Origin of the sequence: Kocuria marina, assembly GCF_000786655.1 — a bacterium.
In the GTDB taxonomy this organism is placed as follows: Bacteria; Actinomycetota; Actinomycetes; order Actinomycetales; family Micrococcaceae; genus Kocuria; species Kocuria marina_A.
Map to the genome: position 1 here is coordinate 44717 of NZ_JROM01000058.1, position 15503 is coordinate 60219.

11 protein-coding genes and 1 pseudogene are annotated in these 15503 nt (G+C 68.7%); 5 read left to right on the top strand and 7 right to left on the bottom strand.

Going from position 1 to position 15503, the window contains the following annotated elements:
* Position 1: 1 nt before the first annotated feature.
* Both AS25_RS12755 and AS25_RS12760 read left to right on the top strand, forming a co-directional pair.
* Positions 2 to 1393: an MFS transporter gene (locus AS25_RS12755; protein ID WP_035965621.1), complete on the top strand. Its 1392-nt coding sequence runs from the start codon at positions 2 to 4 to the stop codon at positions 1391 to 1393.
* Between the two features lie 298 nt (positions 1394 to 1691).
* Positions 1692 to 3578: an FAD-binding monooxygenase gene (locus tag AS25_RS12760; protein ID WP_035965622.1), complete on the top strand. Its 1887-nt coding sequence runs from the start codon at positions 1692 to 1694 to the stop codon at positions 3576 to 3578.
* 54 nt (positions 3579 to 3632) lie between these two features.
* On the opposite strand, the pseudogene AS25_RS12765 reads toward AS25_RS12760, so the two are convergent.
* Together AS25_RS12765 and AS25_RS12770 are read right to left on the bottom strand one after the other, a co-directional pair.
* Positions 3633 to 4867, bottom strand: a pseudogene (locus AS25_RS12765) (Dyp-type peroxidase).
* A 134-nt stretch (positions 4868 to 5001) separates the two neighbouring features.
* Positions 5002 to 6015 carry an NAD(P)H-dependent flavin oxidoreductase gene (locus tag AS25_RS12770; RefSeq protein WP_035965624.1) on the bottom strand — a complete coding sequence of 338 codons (1014 nt, stop codon included), beginning with the start codon at positions 6013 to 6015 and terminating at the stop codon, positions 5002 to 5004.
* Positions 6016 to 6097: 82 nt separating this feature from the next.
* Between AS25_RS12770 and AS25_RS12775 the strand changes: the two genes are divergently transcribed.
* Positions 6098 to 6532, top strand: a complete 435-nt coding sequence (locus AS25_RS12775) for an NUDIX hydrolase (protein WP_035965626.1) — start codon at positions 6098 to 6100, stop codon at positions 6530 to 6532.
* A 381-nt stretch (positions 6533 to 6913) separates the two neighbouring features.
* On the opposite strand, the gene AS25_RS12780 is transcribed toward AS25_RS12775, so the two are convergent.
* The 3 genes from AS25_RS12780 to AS25_RS12790 form a co-directional block, all read right to left on the bottom strand.
* Positions 6914 to 7234 carry a hypothetical protein gene (locus AS25_RS12780; protein WP_035965741.1) on the bottom strand — a complete coding sequence of 107 codons (321 nt, stop codon included), beginning with the start codon at positions 7232 to 7234 and terminating at the stop codon, positions 6914 to 6916.
* A 405-nt stretch (positions 7235 to 7639) separates the two neighbouring features.
* The gene (gene surE, locus AS25_RS12785) at positions 7640 to 8497 is read right to left on the bottom strand and encodes a 5'/3'-nucleotidase SurE (RefSeq protein WP_035965742.1); all 858 of its coding nucleotides are present in this window, start codon (positions 8495 to 8497) and stop codon (positions 7640 to 7642) included.
* Between the two features lie 219 nt (positions 8498 to 8716).
* On the bottom strand, positions 8717 to 9679 hold the full coding sequence (locus tag AS25_RS12790; RefSeq protein ID WP_035965628.1) for a 1-phosphofructokinase family hexose kinase: 963 nt from the start codon (positions 9677 to 9679) through the stop codon (positions 8717 to 8719).
* A 61-nt stretch (positions 9680 to 9740) separates the two neighbouring features.
* On the opposite strand from AS25_RS12790, the gene AS25_RS12795 reads away from it, so the two are divergent.
* Positions 9741 to 10220, top strand: coding sequence for a GNAT family N-acetyltransferase (locus AS25_RS12795; protein WP_035965631.1), 480 nt, complete (start codon positions 9741 to 9743; stop codon positions 10218 to 10220).
* Positions 10221 to 10283: 63 nt separating this feature from the next.
* On the opposite strand, the gene AS25_RS12800 is transcribed toward AS25_RS12795, so the two are convergent.
* Complete coding sequence (locus AS25_RS12800) at positions 10284 to 10703, bottom strand: ChaB family protein (protein WP_035965632.1); 420 nt, start codon at positions 10701 to 10703, stop codon at positions 10284 to 10286.
* Positions 10704 to 10961: 258 nt separating this feature from the next.
* Between AS25_RS12800 and AS25_RS12805 the strand changes: the two genes are divergently transcribed.
* Positions 10962 to 11456 (top strand): Hsp20/alpha crystallin family protein, encoded by a 495-nt coding sequence (locus AS25_RS12805; protein ID WP_035965633.1) that lies wholly within the window; start codon positions 10962 to 10964, stop codon positions 11454 to 11456.
* 158 nt (positions 11457 to 11614) lie between these two features.
* Here the strand turns inward: AS25_RS12805 and AS25_RS12810 are convergent, their stop codons facing one another.
* On the bottom strand, positions 11615 to 15394 hold the full coding sequence (locus AS25_RS12810) for an MMPL family transporter (RefSeq protein ID WP_035965634.1): 3780 nt from the start codon (positions 15392 to 15394) through the stop codon (positions 11615 to 11617).
* Between the last annotated feature and the right edge of the window lie 109 nt (positions 15395 to 15503).

Consider the following 15503-nt stretch of genomic DNA (forward strand, 5'->3'; position numbering starts at 1 on the left):
CATGGCGACCCACGATCCCACCACCTACGAAACAACGGCCAGAAGTGCCACGCAGCGTCGTGAGCAGCGCAAGGTCGTGGCCGGAACCATCATCGGTACCAGTATCGAGTGGTACGACTTCTTCCTCTACGCCTCCGCCGCGGGACTCGTGTTCAACCACTTGTTCTTCGAGCCCATGGGCCCCCAGGCGGCCACTCTTGTGGCCTTCGCCACGGTGGGCCTGAGCTTCCTCTTCCGCCCCCTCGGAGCGTTCCTCGCGGGGCACTTCGGAGACAAGTACGGGCGCAAGGTGATCCTCATGATCACCCTGATCACCATGGGCGTGGCCACCGCGCTGATCGGTGTGCTGCCCACGTTCGAGACCGCGGGCTACATGGCCCCCGTCCTGCTCGTGTTAATGCGCATCCTGCAGGGCATCTCCGCGGGCGGTGAATGGGGCGGCGCCGCCCTGATGTCCGTGGAACACGCACCCGTGAACCGGCGCGGCGTCTACGGCGCGAGCCCGCAGGTGGGTGTCCCCCTGGGGCTGCTGCTCGCCAACGGCGTGCTCGCCCTGATGACGGTGATCGCCCCGGGTGACGCCTTCCTCGAGTGGGGCTGGCGCATCCCGTTCCTGCTGTCCGTGGTGCTGATCGTGGTGGGTTACTTCATCCGGCACGGTGTGGAGGAGTCCCCCGTGTTCGCGCAGATCTCCCAGCGTGCCGCCCAGACCAAGGCGCCGCTGCCCGAGTTGTTCCGCAAGCACTGGCCCGTGGTGATCGTGGCCGCGCTCGTCTTCGCCGGCAACGGTGCCGTGGGCTACATGACCACGGGTGGGTTCATTCAGAACTACGCCTCCAACCCTGCCGGGCCCATCGGGCTGGAGCGCGGGACCGTACTGCTCGCCGTCACCGGCTCCGCCGTGGTGTGGCTCGCGTTCACCGTGGTGGCCGGGGCGCTTTCGGACGCGATCGGGCGGCGTACCGCGTACATCGTGGGGTGGATCGCCCAGCTCGTGGGCGTGGCCTTGCTGTTCCCCACGGTCAATCGCGGGGACGCCCTGTCCCTGTTCTTCGCGCTGGCGATCCTCAGCGTGGGGCTCGGCCTGACCTACGGGCAGCAGTCGGCCATGTACGCCGAGCTCTACCCCGCATCCATCCGGTACTCCGGGGTGTCCATCACGTATGCGCTCGGGTCCATCCTGGGCGGCGCGTTCGCCCCGACCATCGCCCAGGCGCTGCGCCAGGCCACGGGTGGCACCGCCGCGATTGCGATCTACCTGGGCGCCATGACCCTCGTGGGTCTGATCGCCACGCTTCTGCTGCGCGACCGCAGCGGGATCCCGCTGGGTCCGGACCACGAGGCGGAGCAGGCGGTGAGTCCGCTGCGCGGTTCCCGCACCCGCATGGTGTGAGCCGCGACCCGGTCACAAAGTGACGCACGACCTCTCGGTTCCGAGTTCCCGTGTACCCGGAAAGACAATGGAACCGGGATTGTTACCCGGAACACAGATCATATATGACCTGCGGCACACCCTTTCGACCCCACCGAACCACCCCGGGGCGGGCAACGTGGCCCGCACCCGCCGTACGGATCTCACCGGTGGAACCGCGCAGCACGGACGCCGCCCCGCGGCACGTCCGCGACTCGGACCCGGATCCCGGACCCTGCGGGAACGCCCTGCGAGATCACCGCACAAACCAGGAGAAGGCATGTTATTTCACCAGAACGGATACGTCTCCGAGGATCCCCGGATCGAGGAGCCCCGCGGCTACGGCGTGGACCGTCCCGCGGACCTGACCGACACCATGGACGTGCTGATCGTGGGCACGGGACCGGCGGGTGTGATCGCGGCGGCACAGCTGTCCCAGTACCCGGACGTCAACACGCGCATGATCGAGCGCCGTCCGGACCGGTTGGAGATCGGCCAGGCGGACGGTATCCAGGCCCGCAGCGTGGAGACCTTCCAGGCCTTCGGTTTCGCGGAGGAGATCACACAGGAGGCCTACCACCTGCGCGAGATGTGCTTCTGGAACCCGGACCCCACCAACCCGCAGAACATCGTGCGCACCGGCCGCCCCGCGGATGACCCCCACGGCGTGTCCGAGTTCCCGCACCTGATCGTGAACCAGGCCCGCGTGCTGGACTACTTCCTGCGCTCGGCCGAACGCGGCCCGGCCCGGATCACCCCCAACTACGGCATCGAGTTCGTGAACCTGGAGATCGACCAGGACCAGGAGTACCCCGTGGCCGTGACCGTGCGCTACGCCGCCGGTGAGCGCGAGGGCGAGGAGCGCACGGTGCGCGCCAAGTACGTCTTCGGGTGCGACGGCGCGTCCTCCCGCGTGCGCAAGGCGATCGGTCGCAAGCTCAGCGGCCAGGGCGCCAACCACGCGTGGGGCGTCATGGACGTGCTCGCCAACACCGATTTCCCCGACATCCGCACCAAGTGCGCGATCAACTCCGTGAACGGTTCCATCCTGTTGATCCCGCGCGAGGGCGGGCTGCTGTTCCGCATGTACGTGGATCTGGGCGAAGTCCCCGAGGACGACAACCACGAGATCCGCAAGACCCCGGTGGAGGAGATCATCCGCCGCGCGAACAAGATCATCAACCCGTACAGCGTGGACGTGAGGTCCGTGGCGTGGTCCTCCGTGTACGAGGTGGGCCACCGCCTCACGGACCACTTCGACGACGTCGACACCGAGGACCGCGGCACCCGCTGCCCCCGCGTGTTCATCGCCGGGGACGCGTGCCACACGCACTCCGCCAAGGCCGGTCAGGGCATGAACGTGTCCATGCAGGACGGGTGGAACCTGGGCTGGAAGCTGGGTGCCGTGCTCTCCGGGCGCGCGGACCAGTCGCTGCTGGACACCTACTCCGAGGAGCGTCAGGTGATCGCCAAGAACCTGATCGACTTCGACCGTGAGTGGTCCACCCTCATGGCCACCCCGCAGGACAAGCTGCCGGACCCCAAGTACCTCGAGGACTTCTACGTGAAGACCGCGGAATTCCCGGCCGGGTTCATGACCGAGTACCAGCCGTCCCTGATCACCGCGGGCACCGAGCACCAGGACCTCGCCGAGGGCTACCCCGTGGGCAAGCGTTTCAAGTCCGCTCGCGTCCAGCGCGTGTGCGATTCCATGGTCGTGCACCAGGGTCACGAGGCCACCGCGGACGGGCGCTGGCGCATCCACGTCTTCGCAGACAGCGCCGTGGCCGGGGCGGATTCCCCCACCACCGCGTTCGCCGAGTGGTGGCAGAACGATCCTTCATCCCCGCTCGTGGCGCTGCGCCGTGATGACGACGGCGATGCCACCCTCTTCGACGTGGACGTCACCTACCAGCAGCCCTACACGGACGTCGACATCACCAAGGTGCCGCGCGCGTTCAAGCCGCAGGTGGGCCCGTTCGAGCTGAACTACTGGGAGCGCGTCTACGCCGCGATCCCCGGCGAGGACGTCTTCGACGTGCGCACGATCAGCCGCGACGGCGCCGTCGTGGTGGTCCGCCCGGATCACTACGTGGCCGCGGTCCTGCCGCTCGATGCGACCGACGAACTCACCGAGTTCTTCGGGAAGTTTCTGCGCAAGAACTGACCCGGCCCCCGGGGGGGGCACTCCCTGTGAGCCGTGACGAAGTCCGGGCCGGGCTCAGCGGGTGATGACCACGCTCGCCTCGGACGTGTTGACCCGGAACGTGAGGGTCTCCCGGAAGTAGAGGTCCACGGTCTCCGCGGTGTGGGACGAGTAGCCGATCGCGGCGTCCAGGCCCAGGCGCAGTTCGGTCTTGGCGCGGGCCACGGCGTCCGGGAACTCGCGAACGTCCTGCGGTGCGGTCACCGGGTCGTTGTCGCTCGCGGGCGCGTTGCCCTGGATGTCCGCGGCCAGGTCGCTCACGTGTCCTGTTCCCAGTGCCGAGAACTCGGCGCCCGCGGGGTCCGCGTCCGGGGCACCGTCGCGCGGGGGCACCGTGGTCGGGTCCTCCAGGAACGAGCGCGGCGGCGCAAAGAACAGGGACCCCGTGACCGCGGTGGAGAAGTCCAGGATGCGGTCGTAGGTGCCCGGAGGGTCGCCCAGGAACATGTTCTCGAGCATGGTCTCCGCGACGCCCGGATCCGCGGCGTAGCTGATGAAGTACGTGCCGAACTCCTCGGTGCCCACGCGACCGAACGGCACGTTGTCACGTATGATCTCGCAGGCCCGGCCGTCCACGTGGTCGAGGTCGTTGAGGGCCACGTGCGAGTTGGCGGGCTTGTCCTCGTCCGAGAGCTCGATGTCCTCGAGCTTGGTTCGCCCGATCACCAGCTTCTGCTCCGTGACGGACAGTGCCTCTCACGCGCCCATGTCGTGGAGGTACTTCTGCACGTGCACGTAGCTGCCGCCGCGGCAGGTCGGGTCCTGGTCACCCACGACCGCGACCGTGAACGCGTCCTCGTCCTCCGGGTTCGCGGCGCCGTCCACGAAACCCAGCAGATCGCGTTCCTCGAAGAACGTGAAGCCCTGTACCTCGTCCACCACGTCCACGTGCGGGCCCAGGCGCTTCATGAGGTGCTTGGCCAGCTCGAAGCACATGTCCTGGGAGACCGCGCGCAAGTGGATCAGCAGGTCCCCGGGGTGGACACCGCCGTGTGCACAGGACCCACGATCTCCGGGAACGGGTGCAGGTCCTTGGGGCGGGGCGCATCGTAGAGCCGATCCCACGCATCGGAGCCGATACCGACCGCGCACAACAGGTCACTCGTGGGGACGCGGAACAAGACCGCCTTGGTGAGGTCCGAGACGTCCGTGAGGATGTCCGCGACCCCCGCCTCCGATCCCTCCTCGATGGTCAGGACCAGGAACATCGCGGACTTGGCCGGGGCGGCCACGATCTTCCGAGTGGGCATGGGCTCTCCGTGGGTGGGCGGTGCGCCACCCGGATACTCACGCGCCCTGGGCGTACCGAGCGCGGTCGATCCGGGGTGGGCGGGTGTGCTGTCCTTCCCACGCTAGCCCTCGGGTACCGTCCCGCGGCAGTGGGTCACAACCCCCGGAAGAGTTCCACGATCTCCGCCGCGCTCGTGTCCCGACACGCGCTGAAACCGGTGCCCGCCCACAGGTTCAGCCCCTCGGCGTCGCTCGCGGACGCGGCCCGCAGCGGCGCCGTCATGTAATGCACCTGCGGGTAGCCACTCACCTGCGCAGATCCGAGTCGGTCGGTGAACCCATTACGCAGGGCGCGGGCCCAGCGGCCCGAGAACGCCCGGGTGACCACGGTGTCCCTGCCCCCGCCGTTCAGCAGGGCCTCCCGGTGGGCGGGTTTGGTCCCCGCTTCCCGCGCGGTGAGGAACAGGGTGCCCACTTGCACCGCTACGGCTCCGCGGCCGAGCAGGTCCGCGGCGTCCTCGCGACTCGCGATCCCGCCCGCGGCGATCAACGGGATCTCGCTCAACTCACGCGCCTGGTCGAGCAGTTCCGCGGTGCTGATGCCCTCCGGGGTCGTGGCCTGGCCGTGTGTGGCCCGGTGTCCGCCCGCTTCGCGTCCCTGCACCACGATCGCGTCCGGTGCGAGTTCCGCCGCGGCCTCGACTTCCCGCGCGTCCGTGGCATTGAGGACGACGACGCTGCCCGCCTCACGCAACCGCGCGACGTCGGCCGCTCCCGGCAGTCCGAACGTGAGCGAGACGAGGGGCACGGGGTTGGCCACGAGGTGATCCAGCTTGGCCGGGTAGTCGTCATCCGTGAACGGGCCCGGCTGCGGGGCGGGGACGTCCAGGTCGGCGGCCACGGGGGCGAGGGCTCGCGCGTATGCCTCAAGCTGCTCCGGATCGGAGGGGTCCCGTTCGGGGACGAAGAGGTTGACCCCGAAGTGGTCCGTGCGTGCGGCGACCTCACGGATCTCCTCCGCCATGGCACTCGCGGATTTGTAACCCGCGGCCAGCATCCCCAGTCCGCCCGCTTCCGCTACGGCCACGGCGAGCGCGCAGGTCGAGGGGCCACCCGCCATGGGCGCCTGCACCACGGGTACGGACAGATCGTGCAGAGGGTTCGTCATCGTGGCTCCTTATAGTGGGGGCGTGCCGGATTCCCATGATGCCAGTCCCCTCACCAGCGCCGACAGGACCCCCTCACGTCCCGTGATCAAGGTGACCGGTGTGGTGCTGCGGCGCGCCTCGGACGGGGCGGTCCTGACCGTGCGCAAGCGTTCGACCGGGATGTTCATGTTCCCCGGGGGCAAGCCGGAGGGGGACGAGACACCGCTGGAGACCGGGATCCGCGAGGTCCGGGAGGAACTGGGGATCTCGCTGACCCCGGAGCAGTTGCGCCCCGTGGGGGAATGGCACTCGGATGCCGCGAACGAACCCGGTCACGGGCTGCACAGTCACGTGTTCGTGAGCACCGTGCCGCTCACCGACACCCCCGTGCCTGCGGCGGAGATCGTGGAACTGCGGTGGCAGCCCCTCGCGGGGGCCGAGGACGTCACGGACCTCGCTCCCCTGGCCCGGCTGCATGCCCTCCCGGCGCTGTGTGCCGTGTCCAGCGGCGCATGTGCCACCGGCGGCGAATCGTGAGGCACGCCGAGGCCACCGGCAACTTGTGAGGCACGTTGAGGTCCACCACGGATTCTCAGGCACTCCAAAGCCACTCACCCGCTCAAATACTGGCTTCCGCTTGCCCAGAATCTTGATACTGGCTTCCGCGTGCCTCAAAGTTCACGCGAGCACCTGCAGGTGCTCGCATCTAGGGCGGTCACGACATTCGAGGCGTTTCAAGGCCACCCGCGAACTTTGAGGCGCCCCCACTCCATCGACGATTTCTGAGACAGCCCAAAGCCACTCACCCGCCCAAATACTGGCTTCCGCTTGCCCAGAATCTTGATAGTGGCTTCCGCGTGCCCGAAAACTTGGACGCCCACGTCCTCGCGCGCCCACGGTTGGGTCGGCCGGTGGGAGTTAGTGCTCCCTGCTGAGCCTGCCCGCGTTCTCCAGGACCGTGACCCTGTACCGCCGCATCAGGAACTGGACGCCCACCATTGCCGTGGCATTCACGGCAGTCACGACCACGTAGTACCACCCGAACTCGCGGTTGGGCCACACGAGGACGAGCAGAGCGGAGAGCCCCAGGAATCCGAAGAAGTACACGAGCCATACGACGATCGCGCGCGGCGCCGTATGTGGGAAGTAGGGGTCCGCCGTGAGGATCTCCCGCCGTCGCTCGGCGGCACGCTCCACCTCGGGAGCGGCGCCGACTGCTCGGGAATCATGGGCGGCCACGACAAACACCTCACCTCGTGCAACGTTCCGGAACGGTCCCGGACCTCCACACTCCCAGCGGGCGCGGGGACCTCGCAATGGCCGAACGGCCAGTTCTCGAAGGTGGGGCATCCCGTCGACGTAGCTCAGTCGGCCACAACTTCGGAGGCACCCCAAGGCCATCCGCGCACTTTGGGGAACTCCCACGCCACCGGCGATTTCTGGGGCAGTCCAAAGCCACTCACCCGCCCTGATACTGGCTTCCGCTCGCCCAGAATCTTGATACTGGCTTCCCCGTGCCCAAAAATCTGCGAGACCCACATGGGCGGGCATTCCCGGGGACGGGTCAGCGGGGCATTGCCGCGGCGGGTCACTGGGATATCGCCGTGGCACCGTGTTCCACGCCGCGGCAGCAGGAGCGCCGGGTCACGTGCGGCGCATGACCGTGGCGGCGTCCACGGTGACGTCGCCCAGGGGGCCCGGTGCGGCGTCGTCGGCGGAGGGATCGCGGGGGGTGATGCCCAGCGCGTCGGGTGCAATGGTGCGCAGGGTCTGGTGGGGGTCGTCCACCGGGGCGCGCAGCAGGGTGGCCGTGGCCCAGCCGTGGGTGAGGAGGTAGTGGTCGCTGTCGGGTTCCTCCGGGCCGGTCTCGGCGCTGTATGTGACGGCGATGTGCTTCTCGTCCCCGCGGCCGATCTGCGCCTGCACCGCGCCGAAGCCCGCCAACCGCGCGGGTTTGAGGCCGCGGAGGCGTTCGGGGGCGACGTCGGGGACGTTGATGTTGAGGATCCACTCGTCGAACGGGCGGGTCTCCCATCGCTCGAGCGCGAACCGGGTGACCAGATGTGCGGTGTCCCAGTGCTGCGGCGCGCCGGACGTGATGGACACCGCGATGCCGGGGATCCCGTGGGACGCGGCCGTCAGGACTGCCCCCACGGTGCCGGAATGCAATGTGGCCTTGCCCGTGTTCGCGCCCAGGTTGACCCCCGAGAGCACGAGATCGGGCCGCTGGCCGAACGCCCCGTAGGACGCCAGGAACGCGATCAGCGCCGGGGCGGCCTTGACGCCCACGCAGTCGACGTCGCGTGGCATCCCGGGCGGCGCAGCTGCGACCAGCGCGATCCGCCCGTCGATCTCCTCACCGGAGAGGGAGGAACTTGCCCCCGAGTACTCCTCGGCGGGTGCGGCCACCTTCACGGTGTGCCCCCGATCCAATGCAGCGCGCACCAGAACCGCGAGCCCCGGGGACGAGATGCCGTCGTCATTGGTGACCAGGATGTGCATGTGCACCATGGTGACACGCGCCCGTCACGCGGACCAGAGCCCGTTATTCGGGTCAGGCCTCCCAGAAGGACCAGCCCGGTCGCGCTTCACGCGGGCCGGACTGGCCGCGACGACGTCCGGTCAGGGTGCGCTGGGCGTCAGGCCGAACTACCCGGTGCGTCGAGCCGAAGCCGGGTCGTGGCACCGAGTCAGAGAACCACAGGTCAAGTACCCGAAGCGTCAGGAGAGCGTGCGCACCGTGATCTCGCGGGCGAACTTCTCGATGGTCGTGCGGTTGCCGGTCCCCAGGCCGCGGCGCGCCACGTTCAACGCTCCCGCCGAAGCCCCCAGTGCCACGGCCTGCACGAGTTCGAGCCCGCGCGCCAGCCCCACCGAGATCCCCGCGGTCATGGAATCCCCCGCCCCACGATGGTCCAGCGGTGTGATGGACGGCGCGGAGACCTCCCGGACCGAGTCCTTCTCCACGAGCAGCGCGGGGTCCTTGGCACGCGAGATCACCACGGCGCCCGCACCGCGTTCGAGCAGCATGTGTCCCGCGCTCACCAGGGCCTCCGCGGTGTCCTCCGTGACGAGTTCGAGATCGCGCACCTCTTCGTGGCTGATCTTGAGCACGTCCACGTTCGCCGCCACGGCCGCGAGCGCGGGCTTGCCACTGAGGTCCGCGACCACGGTGGTCCCGGCATCCCGCGTGTCCCGAATGAGGCGGCCGAAGAACGACGCCGGCACCACGTCCCCGGGTTCCGCCCCGGTGACCGTGAGGACGTCCGAGGCGAGCGCGTCCACGAACGCGGTGCCGTAGAGGTCGTCCAGTTCGTGGCGGGAGAGCTCCGGGGGTGGCATGTGGGCCACGGTCTCCCGGTCCTCACCGCGCAGGTCGTAGACATACCCGCCGTTGCCGTACCCGTAGCGCACCGCATTGACCTGCATGCCCAGCCCGTCCAGCATGGTGCGGATCAGCGAGCCCAGTTCCCCGCCGAACGGCCCGCTCACGGACACGTCCGCCCCCAGCGACCCGGCCATCCGGGCGACCCACAGCCCTTGCCCGCCGGGGTGCATGTGCACGTCCGACTCGTGGGAACTACGGTTACGATGCGCAGCCGGTTCCGTGATTTCCGTGATCAGCAGCGGAGTGGGAACCAGGATGGAGATACGCGGCTTGGGGCCGGGGCGGGTCTCGGTCACGAACGAAAGCTACCTGACACGGGCGCTGGTGAACAGCACACCAAGGTGTCACCATGGTGGGATGAACGTCACCGCACCGGTTCGTATCGTGGAAGGTCAGGCCGCCAGTGAGCACACGCTGCGCGCCCTGAGCGCGTACTTCAGCGAGTTGAACAACCGGATCGACGGCGGTTTCGATCCCGAACTCACCGAGGTCACCGCCCCGGAGGACGTCACTCCGCCGCACGGGGATTTCTTCCTCATGACGGATTTGGTCACGGGCTCGGTCATCGCGTGCGGCGCGGTGCGCAAACTCGACGATGACCGCGTGGAACTGCGCCGGATCTGGGTCACCCCGGAACACCGCGGACAGGGCCACGCGCGCACCCTGGTGCGGGCACTCGAGAACAAGGTGCGCGCTTTCGGCGCCACCACGGCCGTGGTCTCCCTCAACGAGGAGATGACCGAGGGGATCGCGATGTTCCGCAAGCGCGGCTACGAACCCGTGGATTCCTTCCACGACGCCACCACGGCCTCGGTCTTCCTGGCCCGCCAGTTGTAGACCCACCGATCGCAGGCCAGCAGTCACAAACCCGCAGGGTATGAGCCCGCCGAGCGGTGAACCTCAGTCGCGGGCCTCGCGCGTCTTCTTCCGGTTGGCCTTGTCGATCGCCTCGACCAATTCGTCCTTGGCCATGTCCGAGCGTCCCGTGATGTCCAGCTCCTGGGCGAGTTCGTACAGGTGCTCCTTGCCGGCATTAGCGTCCACCCCGCCGGCGGTGTCCTCCGAGTTCAGACCGCCCTTCTCGGCGCTGTCGTCCGAGGGCCCGTTGTGCTCCTTGGGCTCCCAGTGGTCCCCGACCTTCTCGTGGGTGTGCTTGACGGCCGACCACGCGGTGCGCGCCGCCCGAGCGTCGTCGTGGTATTCCTCCTGCGCCGAGCCGTAGGTCTGCGCGAACGTGTCCTGTGCCTTCTCGTCCGAGCGTTGCAGCGTGGACGGGATCTCGTCCTGGCGTGCACGGCCGTTCTTCTTCGCCTTGGGCACGGGGGCCTCCTCAAAGCGTTCGGGTGTCACTGATGGCTTGATTCTACGCGCCGCCGACGCCGCTGCGACAGGCCCGCCCGCTGCTTGAGTCAGTGCCACTCAACTTTCGTACGTCAATGGCTAGCACTTCCGCCGAGAGCCTGCTACATTAGATGTTGTTGAGTCACAGAGACTCAAGAAACGTGATGGCTCCACGCGGGAAATCACCGGATCGCGGGGCACAACACGTCGGTGTCACAGAGTGAAGGAGTAATCGTCATGGCTACATTCGATCCGTTCTCCGAGGTCCAGAACTTCGCCAACCAGGTCCTCTCCGGCCGCAACGGCCTGGAGCAGATGCCCATGGACCTCTACCGTCAGGACGCCAACTATTACCTCGCCGCGGACCTGCCGGGCATCGATCCCACGAGCGTGGACGTGGACGTGGACGGTCAGCTGCTGACCATCCGTGCGCAGCGTCGTCTGCCCTCCGCTGAGAAGGACACCAAGTGGATCGTGCGCGAGCGTCGCAGCCACTCGTTCGTCCGCCAGCTCAACCTGGGCCAGGGCATCGACACGGAGAACATCACCGCCGCGTACGACAACGGCGTGCTGACCGTGACCATCCCCGTGTCCCCCAAGTCCCAGCCGCGCAAGATCCAGGTGGCCACCGGCCAGGAACACCACGACAACGTAATCCTGGAGCACGACAAGGGCTCGGACGAGGACCGCTCGCAGAACGTGCAGAAGGACTCCGAGGGGTCGCAGGACTGACCAGAACCGAACAAGGCCGATCAGGACCGACCCTTCACCGGCACTGACCGGCGAATCCACCCGGTCGGAACAGGCCTGCTGAATCGGGGGCTCACCGCCCATGACATGACTGTGCCCCGCAGGTGACCCTGCGGGGCACAGTCATGTTCACGGCGGGGTCAGCGGTTCATCCACCGCACCACGTGGTCGAGGTCCTCGGACGCGCGGGAGGACCAGACCATGAGCGCGTACACGTGCGGTCCGCCCTCGCACACCACCGCGGTGGTGTCCACGTTCGCGCGCACCAGCTCGGCCACGAACTCCATGGTGTCCGGGTAGAGCATGTCCCGGTCACCCTGCAGCACGAACGTGCGGGGCAGTCCGCGCACGTCGCCGAACGCGGGGCTCACCATGGGGTCGGTGACGTCCCGGGTGCCGGCCCACCAGCGCGCGGCGGCCCGGGCGCCGTCGGTACCGAGCATGTGGTCCGCGTCCCGGTACGCCTCGATCTGGGGGTTCGTCACCGTGGTGTCCACCCACGGGGCCATGAGGATCAGACCCGCCACGCCGAAATCGTCCGCGTCCCGCAGTCGCATGGCCTGGGCCAGCGCCAGACCACCGCCGGCGGAATCGCCCGACAGGAAGACCCGCGGGCCGAACGAACGGGCCAGGTCCCACACGCCATCGGCGAGTTCGAGCGCCTCGTCCACCGTGTGATCGGGGGCGAGTCCGTAGCCCGGCACCACCACGGTGGCCCCGGTGCGCTGCATCAGGGCGTCGATCCAGCGCCAGTGCACCGTGGTCATGGGGTTCACGTATGCGCCACCGTGCCAGTGCACGACCACCGGGGCGTCCGCCCGGGTGAGGGCCGCCTTGGGCCGCGCGACGATGACCGGGTACCCGGCCACCATGACCTTCTCGAAGCTCGCGCGCTTGTGCATCGCCTTGTGCGGTGCCGCTTCCTCGCCACGCACGGCCAGGGACTCGAGCAGCTTCTCCTCGGAATCCAGTACGTCCGGGAGCACCCGCAGCGCCTGGTTCGTGGCGCGCAGCACCGGGTCCGCGGCACGCACGATCACGTCCGCAGCCGGCTTCGCGGCCCGGTCCTCGGCGATGCACGTGCTCGTGGAGGCCGCCGCGTGCCGACCACGACGCCGCTGGGCCCCGGTGGTCCCGGGCGTTGCGGCGTCCTCGCGGGAGCCGCCGTTCTCGGCAGCGCCCGCGGTCTCGCCGCGGTGCTGATCGTCGTCGGCCATGGGACCGACGGGGGCCCCGGCGGCACGGTGCTGCCCGGTCGAGCGGTGCGCAGTTCCCCGGTGGTCGGTGGCACGGTGATCGGCCGCGGTGCGGTGGTTCCCGACGTGACCGTGGGTCCGCTCGCCGGCCCCGGCACGGTGACCGTGCGACGTCGTCCGACCGGAAACACCGGCCGCACCCGCTGCGCCGGCCGCACCCGCGGTGGCCACGGCGGCGGCGGTCCCGACGTGCTGCCCGTGACCGGAATCCCCCCGGCGCTTCCCGGACACCGCGCGATGGCGACCGGTGACGGGGGCGGTTTCGGCGGCGTCGCCCGCGGACACCGTGCCGGACTGCCCGGCACCCTGCGCGGCGAGGGACTCACCTTCGACGTCCACGTGCGGGAGGATCTTGTCCAGCCAGCGCGGGAGCCACCAGGCCTTCCCGCCCAGCAAACGCATGACCGCGGGGATCAGGAGCATGCGCACCACGAACGCGTCCAGGAGGACACCGATCGCGAGCGCGAAGCCGATGGGCCGGATCATGGCCATGTCCGCGAAGATGAAGCCTGCGAACACGGAGATCATGATGATCGCCGCGGCGGTGACCACGGAGCGGCCCGCCTTGAAGCCGTAGACCACGGCCTGGCGCGCGGGGTGCCCGTGGGCGTAGGCCTCGCGCATCCCGGAGACCAGGAACAACTGGTAGTCCATGGCCAGGCCGAACAGGATGCCGATCATCAGCGTGGGCAGGAAGCTCAGGATGGGCCCGGGATCGTGCACGCCGAACACGGCGCCGCCCCAACCCCACTGGTACACGGCCACCACGGCACCGAAGGCCGCGAGCACGGAGAGCAGGAAGCCCAGCGTGGCGATCACCGGGACCAGAATGGAGCGGAAGACCATGAGCAGCAACAGCAGCGAGATGATCAGCACGACGCCCAGGTAGAGGGGCAGTTTCTCCCCCAGCAAATGGGAGACGTCGATGTTCGCCGCGGTGGTGCCGGCCACGCCCACGTGGACGTCCTCGCTGGCCTGGAGGTCGCCGTTGAGGTCACGGATGTTGTTGACGAGTTCCTCGGTCGCGGCGTCCGCGGGGCCCGAGGAGGGGATCACCTGGATCACGCCGGTGGTGTTGTCGTCCGTGGTCACGCCCGGGAGGACGTTGGCGACGTCGTCCTTCTGCGCCAGCCGGTCCGCCACGGTGTTCATCTTGTCCGTGGCCTCGGCGTCACTGAGACCCTCGGGAAGGTCCACGACCACCGCGAGCGGTCCGTTCTCACCCGCGCCGAAGTCGTCCGCGATGCGTTGGTAGGCCTGGTACTGGGTGCTGTCCTGGGGTTCGGTGGACGCGTCCGGTAGACCCAGACGCATGGTCTGGGCCGGCAGTGCGAGCACGATGAGCACGGCCGCGCACGCCAGGGTGGTGATCCAGGGGTGGCGCAGGTGCAGGGGGACGTCGTGCTCGTCGATGTTCTCCTGGCGGGGCGCGGCGTCGCGCACCTTCTTGGGCAGCACACGCCGTCCGGCGAGGGAGAGCAGAGCAGGGGTGAGTGTGAGTGTCAACAGCAGGGCGATCGCCACGGCCACACCGGCCACCGTGCCCATGAGCCCCAGGAACGGGATCGCGGTCACGTTCAGGGCCACCAGGGCCACGATCACGGTCAGCGCCGCGAAGAACACGGCCGTGCCGGCGGTGCCCACGGCCATCCCTATAGATTCCCGCACGGGCATACCTCGGCGCAACTGCTGCCGATGCCGGTTGAGCACGAACAGGGAGTAGTCGATCCCCACGGCCAGGCCCAGCATGACCCCGAGCATGGGGGTCACGGACATCATGTCGATCACGCCGGAGAACGCGAGGGTGGCACTCGTGGCGATGGCCACGCCCAAAAGCGCGGTCAACACGGGCAGCACCGCGGGGACCATGGCGCGCAGCATGATGAGCAGCACCAGGGCCGCGATGATCACGCCCACGATCTCCGCCGGACCCACCAGGGAGGAGATGTCCTGCGCGATCTCCTGGGAGAACTCGGCGTCCACACCGTCCACGGGGTGGTCCTTGATGGCGTCCATCACTGCGCTCTTGGTGTCCGATTCCACCGAGGTCTGGTCCACCGAGAAGCTCACCACGCTGATCGCGGAGTTACCGTCCTGGGAGACCACGCGGTAGTCACCCATGCGTTCCATGGCCCGTTCGCTCTCTTCGAGCTGGGCCTTCTGTTGGGCGATCTGCTGCGGGTCGATCCCGCGCTGCTGCAGGATGCGCTGTTCGCTCACGCCCGGCGGCAGGTTCTGACGCAGCTGCGCGAGCGCTTGCTCGCCCTGCTCGAGCTGCTGGCGGCCGTCCCGCAACTGCTGCCGACCGTCATCCAGCTGCTGCTGCGTCTGGAACGGGTTGCTCGTGGAGGCCACCTGGTCCACGTCCTCGGTGGCCTTCAGTGCCTCGGCGATGCCGTCCTTCTGGGCCTGCGTGAACTCGGAGCCGTCCTCCGTGAAGAACACGACGCGCCCCGTGCCCCGGTTGGCCTCCGGCAGTTCGTCCTTGAGCCGGTCCGCGAGGTTCTGCGTCTCGGTCCCCGGGATCGTGATGGCGTTGCTCAGGTTCACGCCCGACACGGCGACCCCGCCCACGGCCAACGCGAGCGCCGCGAGCCATACCAAGATCACCGCCCACGCGTGGGAGGCTGCGCTCTTGCCCAGCCTGTACAGAAGTCGTGCCACGGGATTCTCCTACTGGATTGGAAGTTCTCTGGTGCGTGCGCCGCGCGGGTCGGCGGGTGGTCGGTTCGTGGGGGGCTGTGCGGTTGTCGACGACGCCGCGGCGCCGGCT

Bases quoted from the DNA above. Each gene is read 5' to 3' on its own strand.
- AS25_RS12755 (WP_035965621.1), top strand. From the start codon at position 2: ATGGCGACCCACGATCCCACCACCTACGAAACAACGGCCAGAAGTGCC.
- AS25_RS12760 (WP_035965622.1), top strand. From the start codon at position 1,692: ATGTTATTTCACCAGAACGGATACGTCTCCGAGGATCCCCGGATCGAG.
- AS25_RS12770 (WP_035965624.1), bottom strand. From the start codon at position 6,015: ATGACGAACCCTCTGCACGATCTGTCCGTACCCGTGGTGCAGGCGCCC.
- surE (WP_035965742.1), bottom strand. From the start codon at position 8,497: ATGCACATCCTGGTCACCAATGACGACGGCATCTCGTCCCCGGGGCTC.
- AS25_RS12795 (WP_035965631.1), top strand. From the start codon at position 9,741: ATGAACGTCACCGCACCGGTTCGTATCGTGGAAGGTCAGGCCGCCAGT.
- AS25_RS12805 (WP_035965633.1), top strand. From the start codon at position 10,962: ATGGCTACATTCGATCCGTTCTCCGAGGTCCAGAACTTCGCCAACCAG.